This is a genomic window from Wolbachia endosymbiont of Rhagoletis cingulata, from assembly GCF_048537655.1.
Lineage (GTDB): Bacteria > Pseudomonadota > Alphaproteobacteria > Rickettsiales > Anaplasmataceae > Wolbachia > Wolbachia pipientis.
This window is the reverse complement of the sequence record NZ_CP175927.1, coordinates 709,885-728,152: the sequence shown is the minus strand read 5'-3', so window position 1 is coordinate 728,152 and position 18,268 is coordinate 709,885. Positions and strand designations below refer to the sequence as shown.

At 34.2% G+C, this 18,268-nt stretch carries 15 protein-coding genes and 5 pseudogenes; 7 read left to right on the top strand and 13 right to left on the bottom strand.

From position 1 onward, the window contains the following. Positions 1-10: 10 nt before the first annotated feature. On the bottom strand, positions 11-301 hold the full coding sequence (locus ACJZL3_RS03395) for a hypothetical protein (protein ID WP_233641017.1): 291 nt from the start codon (positions 299-301) through the stop codon (positions 11-13). Here ACJZL3_RS03395 and ACJZL3_RS03390 point away from each other — a divergent pair. Then, positions 197-1,040 (top strand): annotated as a pseudogene (locus tag ACJZL3_RS03390) (IS5 family transposase). The gene ACJZL3_RS03395 and the pseudogene ACJZL3_RS03390 sit on opposite strands and share 105 nt — an antisense overlap. 224 nt (positions 1,041-1,264) lie before the next feature. Here the strand turns inward: ACJZL3_RS03390 and ACJZL3_RS03385 are convergent. Continuing rightward, on the bottom strand, positions 1,265-2,146 hold the full coding sequence (locus ACJZL3_RS03385) for a zinc ABC transporter substrate-binding protein (protein ID WP_010962934.1): 882 nt from the start codon (positions 2,144-2,146) through the stop codon (positions 1,265-1,267). On the opposite strand from ACJZL3_RS03385, the gene ACJZL3_RS03380 reads away from it, so the two are divergent. Beyond that, positions 2,138-2,878, top strand: coding sequence for a metal ABC transporter ATP-binding protein (locus ACJZL3_RS03380; protein ID WP_038199232.1), 741 nt, complete (start codon positions 2,138-2,140; stop codon positions 2,876-2,878). The genes ACJZL3_RS03385 and ACJZL3_RS03380 overlap by 9 nt on opposite strands. Next, positions 2,875-4,305 carry a 2-polyprenylphenol 6-hydroxylase gene (ubiB, locus tag ACJZL3_RS03375; RefSeq protein WP_070356945.1) on the top strand — a complete coding sequence of 477 codons (1,431 nt, stop codon included), beginning with the start codon at positions 2,875-2,877 and terminating at the stop codon, positions 4,303-4,305. Before ACJZL3_RS03380 ends, ubiB begins: the two co-directional genes overlap by 4 nt. Positions 4,306-4,721: 416 nt before the next feature. On the opposite strand, the gene ACJZL3_RS03370 is transcribed toward ubiB, so the two are convergent. The 4 genes and pseudogenes from ACJZL3_RS03370 to ACJZL3_RS03355 form a co-directional block, all read right to left on the bottom strand. Then, complete coding sequence (locus tag ACJZL3_RS03370) at positions 4,722-5,057, bottom strand: transposase (protein ID WP_049973597.1); 336 nt, start codon at positions 5,055-5,057, stop codon at positions 4,722-4,724. A 167-nt stretch (positions 5,058-5,224) separates the two neighbouring features. Then, complete coding sequence (locus ACJZL3_RS03365) at positions 5,225-5,572, bottom strand: IS630 transposase-related protein (RefSeq protein WP_022626382.1); 348 nt, start codon at positions 5,570-5,572, stop codon at positions 5,225-5,227. A gap of 177 nt (positions 5,573-5,749) precedes the next feature. Continuing rightward, positions 5,750-7,363, bottom strand: coding sequence for a hypothetical protein (locus ACJZL3_RS03360; RefSeq protein WP_419198950.1), 1,614 nt, complete (start codon positions 7,361-7,363; stop codon positions 5,750-5,752). Between the two features lie 157 nt (positions 7,364-7,520). Continuing rightward, positions 7,521-7,928, bottom strand: a pseudogene (locus ACJZL3_RS03355) (IS4 family transposase); the annotation flags it as partial. Positions 7,929-8,144: 216 nt separating this feature from the next. Between ACJZL3_RS03355 and ACJZL3_RS03350 the strand changes: the two are divergent. Further along, positions 8,145-9,076: pseudogene (locus ACJZL3_RS03350) on the top strand (IS110 family transposase). A gap of 193 nt (positions 9,077-9,269) precedes the next feature. Here the strand turns inward: ACJZL3_RS03350 and ACJZL3_RS03345 are convergent. Both ACJZL3_RS03345 and ACJZL3_RS03340 read right to left on the bottom strand, forming a co-directional pair. After that, positions 9,270-10,252, bottom strand: a pseudogene (locus tag ACJZL3_RS03345) (IS4 family transposase); the annotation flags it as partial. A 25-nt stretch (positions 10,253-10,277) separates the two neighbouring features. Next, complete coding sequence (locus tag ACJZL3_RS03340; protein WP_179943772.1) at positions 10,278-10,667, bottom strand: hypothetical protein; 390 nt, start codon at positions 10,665-10,667, stop codon at positions 10,278-10,280. On the opposite strand from ACJZL3_RS03340, the pseudogene ACJZL3_RS03335 reads away from it, so the two are divergent. Then, positions 10,563-11,413 (top strand): annotated as a pseudogene (locus tag ACJZL3_RS03335) (IS5 family transposase). The gene ACJZL3_RS03340 and the pseudogene ACJZL3_RS03335 sit on opposite strands and share 105 nt — an antisense overlap. A gap of 348 nt (positions 11,414-11,761) precedes the next feature. Here the strand turns inward: ACJZL3_RS03335 and ACJZL3_RS03330 are convergent. The 4 genes from ACJZL3_RS03330 to rlmB form a co-directional block, all read right to left on the bottom strand. Continuing rightward, positions 11,762-12,739 carry a quinone oxidoreductase family protein gene (locus tag ACJZL3_RS03330; RefSeq protein WP_419198949.1) on the bottom strand — a complete coding sequence of 326 codons (978 nt, stop codon included), beginning with the start codon at positions 12,737-12,739 and terminating at the stop codon, positions 11,762-11,764. A 170-nt stretch (positions 12,740-12,909) separates the two neighbouring features. Continuing rightward, positions 12,910-13,446 (bottom strand): cytochrome c oxidase assembly protein, encoded by a 537-nt coding sequence (locus ACJZL3_RS03325; protein ID WP_010082343.1) that lies wholly within the window; start codon positions 13,444-13,446, stop codon positions 12,910-12,912. Continuing rightward, positions 13,447-14,169, bottom strand: coding sequence for a Bax inhibitor-1/YccA family protein (locus tag ACJZL3_RS03320; RefSeq protein WP_419198948.1), 723 nt, complete (start codon positions 14,167-14,169; stop codon positions 13,447-13,449). It lies immediately after the preceding gene. A 79-nt stretch (positions 14,170-14,248) separates the two neighbouring features. Next, on the bottom strand, positions 14,249-15,013 hold the full coding sequence (rlmB, locus tag ACJZL3_RS03315; RefSeq protein WP_038199241.1) for a 23S rRNA (guanosine(2251)-2'-O)-methyltransferase RlmB: 765 nt from the start codon (positions 15,011-15,013) through the stop codon (positions 14,249-14,251). 92 nt (positions 15,014-15,105) lie between these two features. On the opposite strand from rlmB, the gene ACJZL3_RS03310 reads away from it, so the two are divergent. Continuing rightward, complete coding sequence (locus ACJZL3_RS03310) at positions 15,106-15,606, top strand: Smr/MutS family protein (RefSeq protein ID WP_010082340.1); 501 nt, start codon at positions 15,106-15,108, stop codon at positions 15,604-15,606. Between the two features lie 812 nt (positions 15,607-16,418). On the opposite strand, the gene ACJZL3_RS03305 is transcribed toward ACJZL3_RS03310, so the two are convergent. Next, entirely contained in the window at positions 16,419-17,453 is a 1,035-nt protein-coding gene (locus ACJZL3_RS03305; protein ID WP_010962945.1) for an aspartate-semialdehyde dehydrogenase, read from the bottom strand. 140 nt (positions 17,454-17,593) lie between these two features. Here ACJZL3_RS03305 and ACJZL3_RS03300 point away from each other — a divergent pair, with 140 nt between their 5' ends. Next, a complete protein-coding gene (locus ACJZL3_RS03300) occupies positions 17,594-18,046 on the top strand; it encodes a hypothetical protein (protein WP_015589289.1) in 453 nt (150 codons plus the stop codon). Positions 18,047-18,268 lie beyond the last annotated feature (222 nt).

The following is an 18,268-nucleotide window of genomic DNA, read 5'->3' as shown; positions in this document are numbered from 1 at the left end:
GCCAGCACCCCTACGATGTCATCCCAGTGCTTGACACTGGGATGGCTTTGTTGCATCGCTCAAGTGAAAAGAACTGGCAGTTACTGACAAAATTCATTATAAATAGCCATTTAACTGTTGAAGAAAAAATATGCCACAAAAAATGAGAGTCAGTAACTGCCATGAATATAACAAATTTCTCCAAGAAAGAGGAAGCATTTTTTGTTATATCAATGACGCCATAGAAAATTGGTACGAGAATTGTCCAAAAATGCAGGGCGGCAACTATATTTATAGTGATAAAGTTGTGATTTTGGTGCATATAATCGTCAGTTTCTTTAGAATTGGTTTAAGACAAACAGTCGGGTTTATAAAAGGGTATTTGCAACAAATAGGAAGAGATTTGCAGCTATTCACAAGCATCAAAAGAAACTTAATATTAAGATAAATGATTGCAGAAAATAATATGGAAGATATCGAAATTGCTATAGACAGTACAGGAATTAGTATATACAACAACACTCCTGAAGGAAAATAGCACTGACAGAAAATATCGTGGCTATGAGCAAACGAGAAAATTGCACGTAATGTTGAATATAAACAACAAAAAAGCCATAGCTGTAAAATACAGTAACGGCTGATCACTATGGAGCTTGTGATTTGCTAAAAGAAGTTGATTTTCAGCATGCCATAAAAGCACTATATGCAGATAGAGCATGTGATAGGCACAAGTTTTATAAGTTGTGTAACGAATATGATATAAAGACAAAAATTCCACCAATAAACAATGCGGCAGAACATCCAGAAATAGATTATATGTCTGACAGGAATGCTGCTATTAGGTTAATAAAATTATACGGTGAAGATGGCATGAAAGAATGGAAAAAAGAAGTAAATTATGGGAAAAGATCTTATATTGAAGGGTTTTTCTCAAGATTAAAGCAAATATTCGGATTTAGTTTTAGGAATAAATCTGAGATAAATCGAGAAAAAGAACTAAATGCTATTTGCTTAATAAATTCACTGATATTGGTATGGCTAAATTTGAGATAGTTACATGAATTTACCATAAATCACCATCTCATAAAGTGTGATGCAACAAAGCCCACTGGGATCCAGGAATTTTATTAAGTTAGTAAGCATAAAAGCAGCCATTTTATGTTAAAATACAACGTTTTGATGATTATGAAAAAGCTGGATTCCAGACTGGAATGACACCATTTGTTGTAAACTCACTTCTTCTTGATTTGTAGAACAATAAAACAGTAAGCTAAAAGGGAACTTATTACTCAACAAAACAAGACTTAAAATTTTGTGCAATGCTATTGATTATAGCTAGATATGCATCTTTTCCAGGCTCTATGTCTGATCCAATAGGATCAAGAACTACCATTTTTGCGTCATTAGAAAGGGCGTTAGGCTTTATGCTATCTTCCTGTGAATGAGCAAATATACATTTAACGTTTTCTTCCTTCATTATCTTTTTTAGCTTCATTAAACTCTTCATACCTATGTAAGAATCCTCTTCTATGGAAAGAATAGCGCTTGGATGATTTAGACCGAAATATTTTTCAAAATATTGATAAGCATCATGAGTAACGATGTATTTTTGATTTTTAAAATCATTCAGTTCTTTCATGATTTCTTTTACTTCTTGGTCTATTTTTTTTATAGCTTTTGTTGCATTAGAACTGTATCGATGGGAATTTCCTTTATCTATGTCAGACAATGTTGCACTTATAGAAAGTATCATGCTCTTTGCATTTTCGGGACTCAGCCACATGTGTAAATCTTTTTCATCTTGAATGTGAGTGATTTTTCTAGAAAATGAATGTGGCCGAGTAGGAAGTAGGTTGATTGCCTTTGACAATTGCACTAGTTCTTTATTATTTTTGGCGAAAGTTTGAACAAACGTCTCTAAGTTATCGTCAACATAAAATATAACGTCACTTGATTCTAAATTACTCGCATCAGATGGCTTTAATATATAATTATGTGCAGATGTTGCATAGCCAAGCAATTCCGGTTCTAAAATCCCTTCTGTAACAGAAGCTACAAGTGAGTGGATAGGTTTGATTGTAGCTACAACTTTTAAATTGGATGAAAAGGCAATATTATAGTATAGTGTAAGTGAAAGTAATAGAAAAAAAGCCAGTAAATGTCTCATATAAACGTTGAGAAGAAGTTAAATTTTGTCAATAAATTGAATAATGTCAATAATCGTGTTCTAAAAATAGAAAATCTTGCTCTCGCATATGATGGTAAAAGAATCCTTGACAATATCAATATGTTCATGGAAAGAGGAGACATAATTACAATACTTGGTCCAAATGGTGGAGGTAAAACCTCTTTAGTGAAAGCAATTGCTGGTATAAATAAAAATTATACTGGAAATATTGTGTTAGCTGAGAACACAAAAATTAGCTACATGCCGCAAAATTTTAGTATTAGTAATTTGATGCCAATAACAGTTGAATATTTTCTTTTAAATAGCTCCTTGAAAAGACTAAAGAAAAATCAATCCATTATTACAGAAACGATAGAGTTGGCTGGTATCGGTAACATTTTGAAAAATCAAGTGTTAGAAATTTCTGCAGGGCAAACACAATTATTACTGCTTGCACGTTGTTTAATTGCAGAGCCTGACTTGATCATTCTAGATGAACCAGTTAGTGCAATGGATATTAACGCGCGGGCTAAATTTTATGATATTATAAATAAAATAGCAAAAAAACGATTGGTATCGATTCTTATGACTTCTCATGATCTTAACTCTGCTCTACCATCCTCAGATTACATAATTTGTATAAATAATACTATCTATTGCCAAGGCAAGCCTGATGAGATTATGAAAAATAGAACCCTAAATGAAATATTTAGCAGTTACGCAGCGAAATGATTCAAAATATTTTGCGTCTTCTGCACATAACTACGGTGCTGACGCGTTACAATATATTACCTTATTTACTTCCACCATCAAAAAAATCAATAAATAAAATACAAGGCCACAAGCTAAAGTGTGCTCTTGAAAAATTAGGTCCGGTGTTCATTAAGTTTGGGCAGTCTATCTCATCACGTACTGATGTTTTAAATGAGGATATAACAAATAACTTGTTATTGATATGTGATAGATTGCCATCATTTTCACATAAAATAGCAGTTAAAACTATAGAAAGTGAGTTTAATTGTAAATTGAGCGACATTTTTTCAAGCTTTTCTGAAAAGCCAATTGCAGCAGCATCGATTTCTCAGGTGCATAGAGCGGTTACAACTGAGGGTAAGGAAGTTGCTGTGAAGGTTTTAAGGCCAAATATTGAGAAAACATTCTCAAGGGATATAAAAATGCTTTCTTGGCTTGCAGAAATTGCAGAAAAATTTAGCGAACAATCAAAAAGGCTGAGGCCAATTGAATTAGTCAAAACTTTTGCTGAAATTTGCCGATTAGAGTTAGATCTACGTTTTGAAGCTGCTCACTCTTCGGAACTAAAGGAAAACACAAAAAATGACAGAGGTTTTTACGTACCTGAAATAGATTGGAATAGAACTTCGAAAAAGGTTTTAACATTAGAATGGATAGAAGCAACGCCAATATACGAAGTTGAAAAACTGAATAATCGTAAGCAAATAGCTATCAATCTTATAGAATCGTTTTGCAATCAAGTATACAGGGATTGTTTTTTTCATGCTGATATGCATCCTGGAAATCTAATGGTTGATAGTAATAACAATATTATTGCCCTGGATTGTGGAATCATGGGTAGAATAGATCGTGAGACATGCTATTACGTTATAGAGATACTCAAAGGCTTTTTAAATCGGGATTATGATCACGTTGCAAAAATGCACTTTAGGGCTGGTTATGTTTCATCACAGCATAGAAATTTTGTCACAGCTTGCAGGGCAATAGGTGAACCCATTATTGGGCAGCCTATACAGAAGATTTCATTTGCTAGTTTACTTGCTCAGCTATTAAAAATAACTGGTGATTTTGATATGAAAGTTCAAACACAATTGTTATTGCTGCAGAAAACTATGATTTTACTGGAAGGGACATGTAGAAAGATCTACTCAGAAATCAATATGTGGAAAGTAGTTGAAGCGTGGATAAGCAGTCAACATGAAAATAAAATAGGGTATAGGGAAAAAATTAGAAGTTCTTATCCTGTAAAAACAATCCAAGGGATATTTAGCCTTATAGAAAAATTAAACCTAATAGCTGATAAAAAATTAGAAAACATCCAAATTAAAAATAAATCAAATGGAAAAGTCTATTTTTTATTGTGGTTTGTAATTATAATTCTAATCGTTAAACTTTTAATTTCTTAAACTATGGGAAAAAACTGCGTCAAATCCAATTTTTATTCAACTTAATTTTTAATCTGCAGGAGCCGAGTTGAGAATGTCCAATTTTCCACTTTCTTTATGTATCTGTTCAGCAGAGTGGCAAAATAAGGTAGACGAGAAAAGACAACTATAGGAACAAATGGGTGTCATGCCAGTGCGTGACACTGGCCTCTTGTTTCAATGTTAAACAAAATACCATAGAATTCAAAAAGACAATTCCTAGAAAATTTCTACATCCAAAAAAGGCATAAGTTATGTTAATGCTGTTTGAATGAGATGATATAAAGATAAGCCAAATTTTTACAAAGAAAACATTTCAAGCAGCAAGACACCTTTGATTGAAAGAGAGCACCAAATTTATGGGGTGAGTAACTGCGCTATTTCAACTATAGTATTTTCTAAAACGAATGATAAACGTCTAAAATGGTATTACCAACTAAAAGGTGTAAGTCTGTACATTGATGCATTAGAGGTCTGAGGCAACTTTTGATGGTGTGCCAACAATGCTCTATCGGATTTAGATCAGGTGAATATGTTGGAAGATAAAGCAAATGACAGCCAAAAGACTCTATTAATGACTTTGTTTTGGGAGTTTTATGGAATGTAGCATTATCCATAACTATGGTTGTATCACGCTGTAATTGTGGAAGTAATCTTCGCTCTAACCATACATTAAATATATCTTTATTACACCCTCCTGTGAAGGTCATTGGTGCAATAAACTTCTCATCCACCTATTATACTCACTCTTTCCCGCTTTTTTCCTGGAACATCAGCATATATTTTTTCTCCTCTTGGAGCTCGTGCATATTCTCGGTATAGTCTATTATCAACTCCTGCTTCATCTATATATAAAATGCTACAGTGGTCTATTTTTGAGACTTTATCGATAAATTGCTGCCTATCTTCTTGATTGCGCTCTTGATAGAATGTGACTTTTTTTAAAGGTTATTTTTAGCTGTCTTAATCTATACCAAATTGCACTTATCCCAAAGCCAAGGTTTTGTTTCATTTCTGCTAGTGTGTGATCTGGGTGTTTTTTGACATATTCTTTGAGTATTTCTGGATCTATTTTTCGAATAAAACCAGTACTTTTTACCGCTTTGAGACCTTGGCCAGTAGCTTTCTTTTTTAGCCATCTATATAGTGTTGCTATCCCTATCTCAAAAACCTCTGCAACTTCAACCTTTGACTTTCCTTTTTCTACCAAAGACACTGCTTTTTCCCTTAAATCTACACTATATACCATCGCTTTCCCTACTTTAAAAAAACATATTATACCTTTATCATTCGCTTTTGAAAATACTATAGTTAGCGGAATGACGGTTTTTCAAATTGTCGGTAAATCTAAGTCAGTTTAGCTATAATTTCCTAAATTTGCTCACAATCTCTTGACTTGACACATATGTTTTTTTCCCAAATGTTACTATCTTCCTCCTTTTCCTTTCTCAATTTGTGCAACCATTTCCTTTACATTTGCATGCGTGAGAAGGGAATTTTTGCTGACATGAGATTTTGGATCAGATTTTGCTGTTACGTGTTTCGTTGCAGATCTTTTATTCTCTGTTAGAAATGAATGAGATTGTTTTTTCTTCACACCGATATCCGCTTGTGCTGCTGGAGTGGTTTTGCTTTCAGCAAACTGTACATTAGCATTTCCTTTTGCTTGATTTTGCTCAAATTTTTCTTTTAATGCCTTTACTTTACTGCCCATCTCGCGATTAGCTCCTCCTTTCATAGTAGCTGCTGCTACTTTTGGTATCGCCTTACCAGCAGCTTTTTGTGCTGATTTCCTATTGTCTTGATTTTCAGATTTTAGTGGTACTCTTTCAGCTGATTTTTTAAGAATTACTCCTACTACTTTTGGCTCTGTGCTTACTTTTTGATTAGCACGGCTTAGATTTTTAGGCTTTGGCGGTACTGCAGGTTTATCTTTGATTACCACTTTCGATTCTTGTCTAACTTCTTGACCAGTAGTAAACATTTTTTTTGGCACTTGCGGTGGTTTTGGTGGTACGAGGGATTGAGGTTGTTGTTTCTGCTTACGTTCTCTTTTTGCTTCTATATGTTCTTTAGGAACTGTTGCATAAATTGGCTCTTCTTTGGGCGATTTTGAACTCTGCGAATTTTCTATTAAAATTTTACTCTTCTTCTCTTGATAATTTGATATCTCTTTGTATACAGACTCTTCATTTAATGAACTTCCATAGCCTGAATCTTCTCTCTGCTCATATAAAGGATTTTCCTTTTGCTTTTTCTCTTGATAATTTGATATGTCTTCATATTCAGACCCCTGATCTAATGAACTTTCATAGCCTGAATCCTCAGAAGGATTTTCCTTAGCATCAGGCATACTAAAACTATTAGCTCCTTTTAGTAAAGAAGATGTAGACTTTGCCTTGCTTTCTCCATCTGAGGATATTTCTGATTTAAAGCGTACCTTCCTCGAATCTGGAGCAGCCGGAGGTGCTGTTGTTGGTCGCTTTATTTGCCTCATGCGATTACCACCTAATTTTTCTTTCGGCTGTTCTTCTTTTCGCAGCTCAAAAGTACCTTCCTTTTGCTTTCTACCTTCCAAACTCACTTCGTGTGATCTATCTTTTCCTTGACTCTTTTCACTTTGTTCTAAATTTAAAGAATCTTTTAAAATATTATTTTTTCTGAAATCTTTTTCTAATTGTTCCAAGAGATCAATTTTTTTTAAAATTCTTGTATACTTAGCTGCTGTTTCTAAAGTGAAACTTGACAACTCATCATTTACAAAATTACTTATACTACTGTTCTTGGTTGGAAAATTTTTTCCCAAAATTCTATTCATTAATGTTTTAAAAAGACCTAATGGCTGTTCTACATAATTGTTCAAGTCAGTATATATAACAAACTCAGCTATACCTTTTGCCTCACCTGTAAAACCTTCTAATGCATGAGATAAATCCCTTAACGTTTTGTTATATTGTTTCTCTGCATTTCCTAGCTTTACAGCTTTGATCAGAGAATCGAGATTTTTTTTATAGTTCTCACTTTTAAATGGATTATTCATACTAATTACAGCTCATTATTTATTAAAATATAGATCTAAAATATTAAGATCTAGTAAATATTACTTTTGTAATTCATGTAGAACTATAGCTATAATAAGTAAGATTTCCCTACGTCATACCGCCGCGGTATCTCCAGATCCCCCTAACAACTTACTATTACCCACAAATATAAAGTTCGTGAGCAAGTCGCCATCCTTCTGCTAAATCAAAGAGACGTTTATATCCTTTCCAAAGAGTAATTGGTCCTGGTTTTGGGTCATTTTTTCTTGCTAAATGGCCTCCAAGTTCATGAAACAGCTTCTTTTATGTTGGGAACTACACTTGGACATGGTTTTCTGTGTATTTTAACGTATAAAACTTTCCATTCTTCTTCAGCTAATAAGGTAGTACATGGTAATGTTGGGTTAGCTCTTGCAATTGATGTAATAAAGAAGATCCTCCAAGCAATAATACTCATAACTGTTAGATATCTCATTAGTCTTTCTGCTATTCCAAGCCTACATTCTTCAACTTTGAGACCGGATTTAAAATTTTATGTAATATCTCTATTTTCCATCTAAGGCAATTGTAAGTTAAAAACGTGATATAAAAGAGATAAGAGAGAAAGATAACCCTGCTCACTAGGAATAGCGGGCGTGCGCGACCGAAAGGAAATTGGTATTACAACCGTTGGTATCAAGGTACGCTAGCCCTATCTCTCGATACGTTTGAATAGTTGCTTGGGACATATATATGCACCCGTTTACAATCTTAAATTAACTAAAACTATCGAGGTTTATTATGGTTACATCTTATCAAAATTTTATTGGCATTGACATCGGAAAATTTAAAAATATCGTTGCAATTCACAAACAGAAGAATGCTGTCGAATTTGATAATAATGCTTCTGGTTGGCAACAATTATTTCAAGAGTTTTCAGATATTCTACCTAATGCTTTAGTGACTTTAGAAAATACAGGGAAATATGAGCTTGGCTTATCACATTTTCTTACCGACAAAAATATTGCCGTGCATCGAGCTAATACTCGTAAAGTAAAAAGCTTTATTTTATCTCACGGAACTTTAGCAAAGTCTAGATGCAAGAGCTCTTGCTCAATATGGATTTGAACGCCATAGAACTATCTCTCTATTTGTACCTACCTCTACAGAACAATCAACTTTGGCTGCACTTTGTCAACGTCGTGATGATATTACGCAAATGAGAACTCAAGAAAAATGCAGACTTGAAGCACCGGAAAATGATCATATAAAAGAAAGCTGTCAAAAGACCATTGAGTTTTTCGATAGTCAAATAAACGAACTCAATGATACTATACAAAAGATTATTGATGAAAGCCGCGAATTACAACAACGCCAAAAAATTCTTAAAACAGTTCCTGGAAAAGTTATCACAAGATTTTTTGTGTTTAATGCCAGAGCTTGGTTACTTAAATAGAAAAGAAGTAGCAAGTCTTGCCGGAGTTGCACCGCATCCAAAAGAAAGTGGTAAAGCTGTTGGTTACCGAAGGATTACAGGTGGTAGAAGTAACGTTCGTTCAAAGCTCTTTACAGCCGCTATGGCTGCTACAAGGTCAAAATCTATACTTGGCGCCTTTTATTCTAAGCTTGTTGAAAGTGGTAAGAAGAAGATGGTGGCTATAACAGCCCTAATGCGTAAAATTATAGTAATTGCTAATACAAGACTTAAAGAAGCAATTAATTTGCATACTTAAAAATCTTCACAACGGTAACTGAAATTGGCTAATGAATATGTGCGTCCACACAGACTTAAAGCACATATCCATTAGCTTAAGCAGAAATTGCTGTGGTAGCTGTTTGATATAAAATTCTATTTCTATGACAAACGGGTTTTTATTGCCCATATAATTTGCAAAATTACACAAATAAAAAAATTTTTAAAAAACATAGTTGATACCAACTAATTTTTTCAACAGCTTCATCGAAAGTATTAACTGAAAGATTCGTTAATAGCATCCATTCTAGCGGTTTTTTTTAAGGGAAGGGGAGTTTTCTCAACAACATAAACTGCATAAAGTGGTAATTTAGGTAGTTCTTCCGTCTTATGCCTAATATTATTCTTAGATGGATTCATCATAAACTTTCCAAATCTAACTTCCAAACGTGCTGTTCTTTTTGGCTTATTATCTTTTACAGGAACTTCAACTTCTACCGTACCTGCACAATGAGAGGATTTAATAAATGCCCATAACTTCTGCTCACCTTTTTCAGGATATCGAGATTTTCTATTTACTGCTCTATCTCTGCATGCTCTAACTAGCACTGCCGAATTAAGATTATGTGCAAGCTCAAAAAAGTCATATATATCTGCTTCTCTATCGCATACAGTTATAGTCTCAGTTTGAGTTGGATCAATAATATTATTTGTTTTTCTTAAAGTTTCCAACCACTTTACGCTTTCTTTATCTTCAATGCGATCGCTCTTTTTTTTAAGGTTCTCAGTTTCTTCAGGTCTTGAATAAACTTTTTGATCTAGTATCCCTAGTACCAAACCTTCTATACTAACGGCAAGAGCTGTATGCATTATAATACCTTTTGCAGTATCATAACTGGACAAATTTGCTAATCCGCTTGTTTTTTTATGGTTATTATATACAATGTAACTGGTATCTTGAATGACAAGAACCCTCTTGTGAGCTTTTGTTCTCTCAACCGTCTTATTAATATGTGTAGCTAAAATATCACTTTCTTTTACATTCTCATTTTGAAAAAAACGTTATGCTGTTTTTGCTTCTGACCAACTTTCACATGCTTGATTAATCTAACTTTCAGGTAATTTTGTCAAACATATCAGCAATCTTTACTAATCGCTCAGTTAACCTTTTATCTCCAAATTCATTTTTAGCCCATTCACTACTTTTACTTGCCATTTTACACCCTCAATATTTGCAAACTTTAATATTGTAATATTTTACTTTTTAGTCCATTTATATTTGTGGGTAATAGTAAGGAATGACACCGTCTTGGATGGAAACCAGTGTCAGCTACTTTCATGACACCATCACAAGGTGAAACTGGATCCCAGTGGGCTTTGTTGCATCGCTCAAGCGAAAAGAACTGGCAGTTACTGACAAAATTCATTATAAATAGCCATTTAACTGTTGAAGAAAAAATATGCCACAAAAAATGAGAGTCAGTAACTGCCATGAATATAACAAATTTCTCCAAGAAAGAGGAAGCATTTTTTGTTATATCAATGACGCCATAGAAAATTGGTACGAGAATTGTCCAAAAATGCAGGGCGGCAACTATATTTATAGTGATAAAGTTGTGATTTTGGTGCATATAATCGTCAGTTTCTTTAGAATTGGTTTAAGACAAACAGTCGGGTTTATAAAAGGGTATTTGCAACAAATAGGAAGAGATTTGCAGCTATTCACAAGCATCAAAAGAAACTTAATATTAAGATAAATGATTGCAGAAAATAATATGGAAGATATCGAAATTGCTATAGACAGTACAGGAATTAGTATATACAACAACACACAGCAAGGAAAATAGCACTGACAGAAAATATCGTGGCTATGAGCAAACGAGAAAATTGCACGTAATGTTGAATATAAACAACAAAAAAGCCATAGCTGTAAAATACAGTAACGGCTGATCACTATGGAGCTTGTGATTTGCTAAAAGAAGTCGATTTTCAGTATGTCATAAAAGTACTATATGCAGATAGGGCATATGACAGAGAAAAGCTCTATAAGCTGTGTAATCAATATGGTATAAAAACGAAAATTCCTCCGAAAAACAACGCAGCAGAGCATCCAAAGTTAGACTATATGGCTGAGAGAAATTCTGCAGTCAAGCTCATAAAGTCATATGATGAAGATGGTATAAAGAAGTGGAAAAAAGAGATGAGTTATGGAAAAAGATCTTATATAGAAAGTTTTTTCTCGCAACTGAAACAAACATTCGGGTTTAGTTTTAGGAATAAATCTGAGACAAATAGAGAGAAGGAACTACTTGTTAAATGCTATTTGCTCAATAAGTTCACTGATATTGGTATGGCTAAATTTGAGATAGTTACATGAATTTACCATAAATCACCATCTCATAAAGTGTGATGCAACAAAGCCATCCCAGTGTCAGCTACTTGGATGACAAGAAAGGGAGCACTGGAATGACAGGAGAAGGGGGGCTACTACCGTCATAAAGGAACCAGTGTCAGTTACTCGGATGATACCTTTTTCTACTTAATTTGGGTTATGCAAGAAGTCTATTCGCGGTATAGATTCCGCTAACACGTAGCGGGATGACGGTTGTCGGTAAATCTAAGTCAGTTTAGCTATATGCTTTTAATTCCCCCAAAAGGAGAATTAAATATGTGAAGTTCTAGTTGATATGACTTAATGAATGGTTAGTTTAAATTACTAATTTATTTAAGAGATTTTGATAATATTTAACCCACTCGCTTTTCTATTTTCCATATCACGATGTGCTTGAATTATTTCATCAAATTTATATTTTTTATTGATCCGTACAGTTAAAAGTTTTTTTCTTATCATCTCGAAGATTTCCATTGTGGTAAGCACTAATGTGAATCTATCATGCTTATAATGGTATATTGAGGTTCCAGTTGCAAATAACGAACGTGAACTAAGTAAAGAAAAACTAATAGGAGCGTTACCTGATATCTGCCCATAGGAAACGTATATGCCGAACCTGCCTAAAGATTCAAAAGAAAGCTTGCTTGTAGCGTAACCTATAGGGTCATACACTGCACCTACTCCTCTGTTTTGCGTAATCTCCATAACTTTAGAAACGAAGTCTTTATCATTGTAGTTTATTGCGTATGTGCAGCCACTTTGTAAAGCTATCTTCATTTTTTCATCAGAGCTTACAGAACCTATCACTACACCTTTTTTATCCTTTGCCCATTGGCATATTATTTGTCCTAAACCACCATTAGCCCCATGAACTAGCACGAAAGCACCAGGCCTAACTTTATAAGATTGATTAACTAAATAGTGAGCTGTCATACCTTTAAACAGCACTGCAGCAGCAACTTCATCAGATATGTCATCTGGAATTTTTATCAGATATTTCTGGTGTATAATGCGCTTTTCACAATATGCCCCTGGAGGAGCTGTGCAATATCCAACTCTGTCTCCAACCTTCAATCCATCACTGATTTTTTTACCAAGCTTTTCAATAACTCCCACTGCTTCTACCCCAAGCACTGATGGTAAATTTTTAATTTTGCGCGTACCTTTTCTGTGCTCTAAATCATAACGATTTAAGCCGATAGTTGTGTGACGTACTAAAACTTCCTCGTCTTTTGGCTCACCTATACTCTTATCTACAAATTCTAATACTTCTGGTCCCCCAGTTTTTTTAATTTGTATAGCTCTAACCATGATGAATATTAAGATAAAAACTTTGATCATGTTATCTAACAATTAATATTTTGCAAAGTTATTGTTTTCACAATCAATAGACTTCTTGCGTTACCTCCTGTCATTCCAGTGTCAGCTACTTGGATGACACCCTATTGATTACTGAAATGACACGGTTTGCAAACATTCTGTTACTTAAGCTTAAAGAACGTGTATGATAGTGTTATTTCGCCCAAATCTTTTGTATTACTATCAAGCATTATCTCAGGATCTATATAGAAAGATACGGGCATAGCTGCTTTTTGTTTTGGTAGCAACATTTGCTCTTCAAAACAAAAGCATGCAACTTTATTGAAATACTTACCTGCTTTGAAAGGCGTAACATTATACACCGCCATACCAAATGAAGGCTGATCAGATAGATTTTTTGCGTAATAAAACGCTAAACTTTGTTCTCCTATGTTTACGTCAACGTAGTTAGTTTCTGATTTAAACTCCCAAGGTAGATCGGACATTATATCAGCATTGAAATGGACCCTGATCTTTTGGTTAGTTATATTTGTTGTTGTGTTAGTTACTTTTCTTATTGTGCCACCATACCCAGTAGCTTTACAGAAAATGCTATATAGAGGTACCGATGCATATGCAAGACATATCATCGACACAACTAAAGATACTAAAAAGAAAACTATAGAATTCTTACTGCCTTTCCTTAAAAAGGAAAACATCTAATCCCTATTGTTGAACAAGTTAAGTAACCTGAGTAGATTGAGAAATATATTAATAAAGTCAAAATAAAGATTAGTTGCACCGAGTATTGCCAATTTAGTAGTAGCAACTTCTGATCCGTCATTATGTTTATAATAAACGTCCTTGATTCTTTGAGCATCATACGCAGTCATTAAGGTAAAGACTATTACTGATATGAACGATATTGCAAAGTGGAGAGGACTACTTCCAAGAAATAAATTTACTATAGACGCAATGATTAACCCCCAAACTCCCATAATCAAGAAAGAGCCCATACTTGTAAGATCTCTTTTTGTAGTATTGCCATATAAAGCCATAGAGCCAAACATGATTGATGTAATGAAAAACGCCCTTGCTATATTTTCTGCAGTATAAACTATAAAAACATAAGATAAGGAAAGCCCCATTAACACTGAGAACGAGAAAAATATAGTAACGGCAGACTGAGCACTTAGGTGTTGAATTCTATAAGACATGTAGAACACCAATGCAACCGGAGATAACATTACCACAAGCGATAGAACGGGATTAGAATAAATTACTTGAAAAAGACCAGAAAATACTGTTAAAAATGCAACAAGCCCTGTGACGCCCAAAGCTAAAGCCATGTAATTATATACTTTAGTTAGGTATCTTCTAAGCCCAGCACTATAATAAACGCCTTGAGAGCGAATATCCTGTTCATTTCTCATATAAGACATAATATAACTCCTTTTATCCATTACTTAACACATTATAATATAAAACCATATTTTTATCAAGTGTTTTTATTATAAACAGCTATGCGCTGGCATTTGTTTTAATATAAATAGAATATAGGCCTATTGCTGCTGCGTTTGAAACATTTAAACTGTTAATTGCATTTGACATTGGGATTTTTAAAAGATAATCACAATTTTCTTTAACTAACCTCCGCATTCCTTTCTCTTCAGAACCAAAAATAATTACTCTTTTTTTCTCAAAACTCTTTATTTCATCTATATTTTCTTTAGCATTGCAATCAAACCCGTAACACCAGTAGCCGACCTTTTTTAAATACTGCATAGTTTTTACTATATTTGTAACGTATATTAGCGGAACAATATCTAAAGCCCCACTTGCTGCTTTTGCAATAGATGCATTTTCACTCGGTGAATGGTTATGTGGTAAAACCAATGCGTCGACATTAAAACAAGCTGAAGTTCTTAAAATTGATCCAATATTGTGCGTGTCAGTGACTTGATCTAAAATGACTATAGTAGAACTGTCGTTTGAGCTTTCAGCTACTTCTTCGATGCTTAAGTTATAAAGAATAGGGGCAACATTTAAAGCAATTCCTTGATGGTTAGCACCTTTGGGTAAAACGTCATTAAGTATTTTGTTTTCTACTAATCGAACTTTAATGCCCTTACTATTTGCATATTGCTTAATTTCTTTTTCGTGTTCTCTATAGAAATTTTCTGTTACTAACAGTTCTATACACCGCCTATTTTTATTCTTCAGTGCTGACATGCAGGTGTGCTTTCCATACAGCCAAAAATTCTCATTAGTTTTTGACGATTTCATCGTATTATTGAAAATCGGGTTTTTATAGAATAAGCAACATTTTACTATGTTTGAATATTGTTGTAAAATTATACAATTCGATTAATGCGTTTATGTCGGACGATGAGTTGGATTGGCAAAAAAATGTTAAGCCAATAAAATGTGGAAAAGTTACTTTGAAAGTTGATCATAAAGTAAATATAAAGTCTATGGTTGATAAAGGTACCTCCGACTTACAAGGGAATTTTCTTAATACCAATAATAGTAACTCATCATTTTGTCTTGACCAAAACACAAAATCAAAAGTTGATAGGGGTAAATATTTTATAAGCGATAAGCTCGATTTGCATGGCTATAATATAGAGGATGCTTACTGTAAATTGATAGATTTTATTATCAAAAATTATCGAGCAGGAAATAGATGTTTATTGGTAATTACGGGATACGGCAGTGCAACAAACAAAACAGACACTATAAAGAGTAACTTAAATAAATGGTTAAATGACACTAAAATCCAGCATATGGTTCTATACTACCAACAAGCTACGAAAAAACATGGTGGTAAAGGGGCTTTTTATGTTTTATTAAGAAGGAATAAAAACCTTGAGTCCTGATACTTAAAATTCCTTTTAAGCCTTAATTTTTCTTGTATAACCATACAGTGTTCGGCAGCGCGTGACGCACAACTGTGCGAACATTGTGATTTGGGTCTACCAGGAAGGATGTCTCCCAGTACCTCTTTTCCCGTCATCCCGCTACGTGTTAGCGGGATCTCATTTCACTTTATGAGGGTGTCATCCGAATAGCTTGACTACTTGGATCCAGATTGGATACTGAGTTGGTGAGTATAAAAGTATAGCTTCTACGTCATACCGCCGCGGTATCTCAGCCGCTAACAAATAGCGGGGTGACGAGTTACTATACCGCTGCGAACCGTCATACCGCGATTTATTCCATAGCTGTACGAACATTCATTTTTGAAGGTAAACTGCACAGCAAATGGTGTCATTCCAGTGCTTGACACTGGAATCCAGCCGGCTTTGTTGCATCGCTAGCTATGATGGATTAAAGATAAAAAAGGTGGAGAATATCAGTAGCTTATTATTCTGGTATTTATCACAAGAACGGTCAGTGAATACCTAAATTTGAGTAAAAGAAATTTCACTACCACTCACTAATCCGGCTAAAATTCAAGAATTTCAATGCTTTAGCTATTTTCAATAGAATTAAATTTATTAATATAAATAACAAGTTACTATTCTTAAATTTGATCAGATTGATTGCAAAAAAAACAAGATTTTCAATAAGTTGCTTATAATCCTAATTATAGTTAGCCTTTCATAAGTAGCGATGCAACAAAGCCATTCCAGCGTCACGCGCTGCCATGTGATATACAATTTCCTTCGAATTACAACGTACGTGCGCTCTATATGCACTTGATTGACAAATGCTCTCTTATCAAAATCTCAAGAATCTGCACTATATTTAATGCTGCGCCTTTGCGCAGGTTGTCAGCCACTATCCACATATTTAATCCGTGCTCAACAGTATTGTCTCTTCTAATACGCGATACATATACAGCATTCTCCTGTACAACATCAATTTGAGTTATGTATTCACTATCTTCACGCCTGTTGTACACTAAAACTCCACTATCTTCGGCTTCACTTAGCACTTCACGAGCTTGTTCTTCAGTGATATGTTGATCAAATTCCACATTTACTGCCATAGCGTGACCGATAAAGACGGGTACCCTTACACAAGTTGCAGTAACTTTTATATCTTCCTCTAAAATTTTTTTTGTCTCCTCTTGCATTTTCCATTCCTCTTCTGTAGAGCCATTTTCCATGAATTCTCCTACATGGGGAATGCAATTGAATGCTATTTGCTTAGAGAATATCTTGGGTTTTTTAGCTTCGTTCATAAAGATTTTTTTTGTCTGGTCATAGAGCTCATCCATTGCTGCTTTGCCTGCACCAGAAGTTGATTGATAAGTTGAAGCAACGATTCTCTTTATTTTTGCTTTTTGGTGTAATAGATGTAGTACTAGCAGCATCTGTATTGTAGTACAGTTTGGATTGGATATTATGTTGTGGTTTTTATATTCCATAATTTTTTCTTTATTAATCTCTGGAATAATGAGTGGCACACCCTCTTTCATTCTAAAATGGGAACTGTTATCTATCACGATGCATCCAGCCTGTGTTGCAATTGGTACATACTCTTCAGAAACATGAGATCCAGCACAGAAAATGGCTACATTAGTTCCAACGAAGTCATAATCCTCAAGGCATAAAACTGTTAACTCTTTGTCACCAAAGCTCACCTTCTTCCCTTCTGATTTTTTCGATGCAAGTGCAATAACGCAATCTATCGCCTCATCTTGAAATTCAGCAAGCGTGCTTAATACCTCACGCCCTACTCTTCCGGTTGCTCCAATAACAGCAATTTTGTATCTCATATAGATGAACCTCTAATTTTAAAGTTCTATTATATTTTTACTGACAAAATTTACAATTGTTTTAATATTTTTACCTTGCAATTAATTGTAATTTAGCTATTATTATGCAATATTAGTAATATTACATAATGAAATGAAAGATGAGTAAGGAATACGATGAAACTAAGGTTAAACCTGCAATGTCTACACCTCAAGGGCCTGAAGGAACCAATGGATCAAAGGCCCAAAGTGTTCTTTCGAATAAAAGAAAGCCTACAATAAATTTTGATGATAAAAAGTATGGTGTAAAAACCTCTAAAATAGACCAACAGTCTCTAAACAAAAGACAAGAATCTTCAAAGCTAAGAGATCTCTTAAGGTCAATACCAATAATAAGGAGATTTTTAGCAAGGATTTTCACACCTGAAAAAATAGAAATCATCAGTAACCCTATATATGACAACATGGAAGCATATAAAAAATCGCAGGAAGATTACCCTAGTAAGATAAAAGATGAAACTAGTATAGATGATGAACACACAAAAGAAGTAGATAGTAAACTTGAGAAGGGTAATGTTGAACAAGTGGACAACAAGAAAAGTCGTAGTTCATAAATATCAATCATTTAAAAATTATCTCTAGTTATAACATTGTATCTGTTCAGATGCATGGCTCATGTACAAATATTGAAACAAAAATTCCAGTGCTCCTTTCTCGTCATCCCAGTGCGTGACACTTGTATCTTTATGATGTGAGGCATTAGAGCTAAAATACCTCACAGGGAGGGTGAAGCTGATGCGACACTAATGCCATTAAGCCAGATTTTGCTTCCCTCC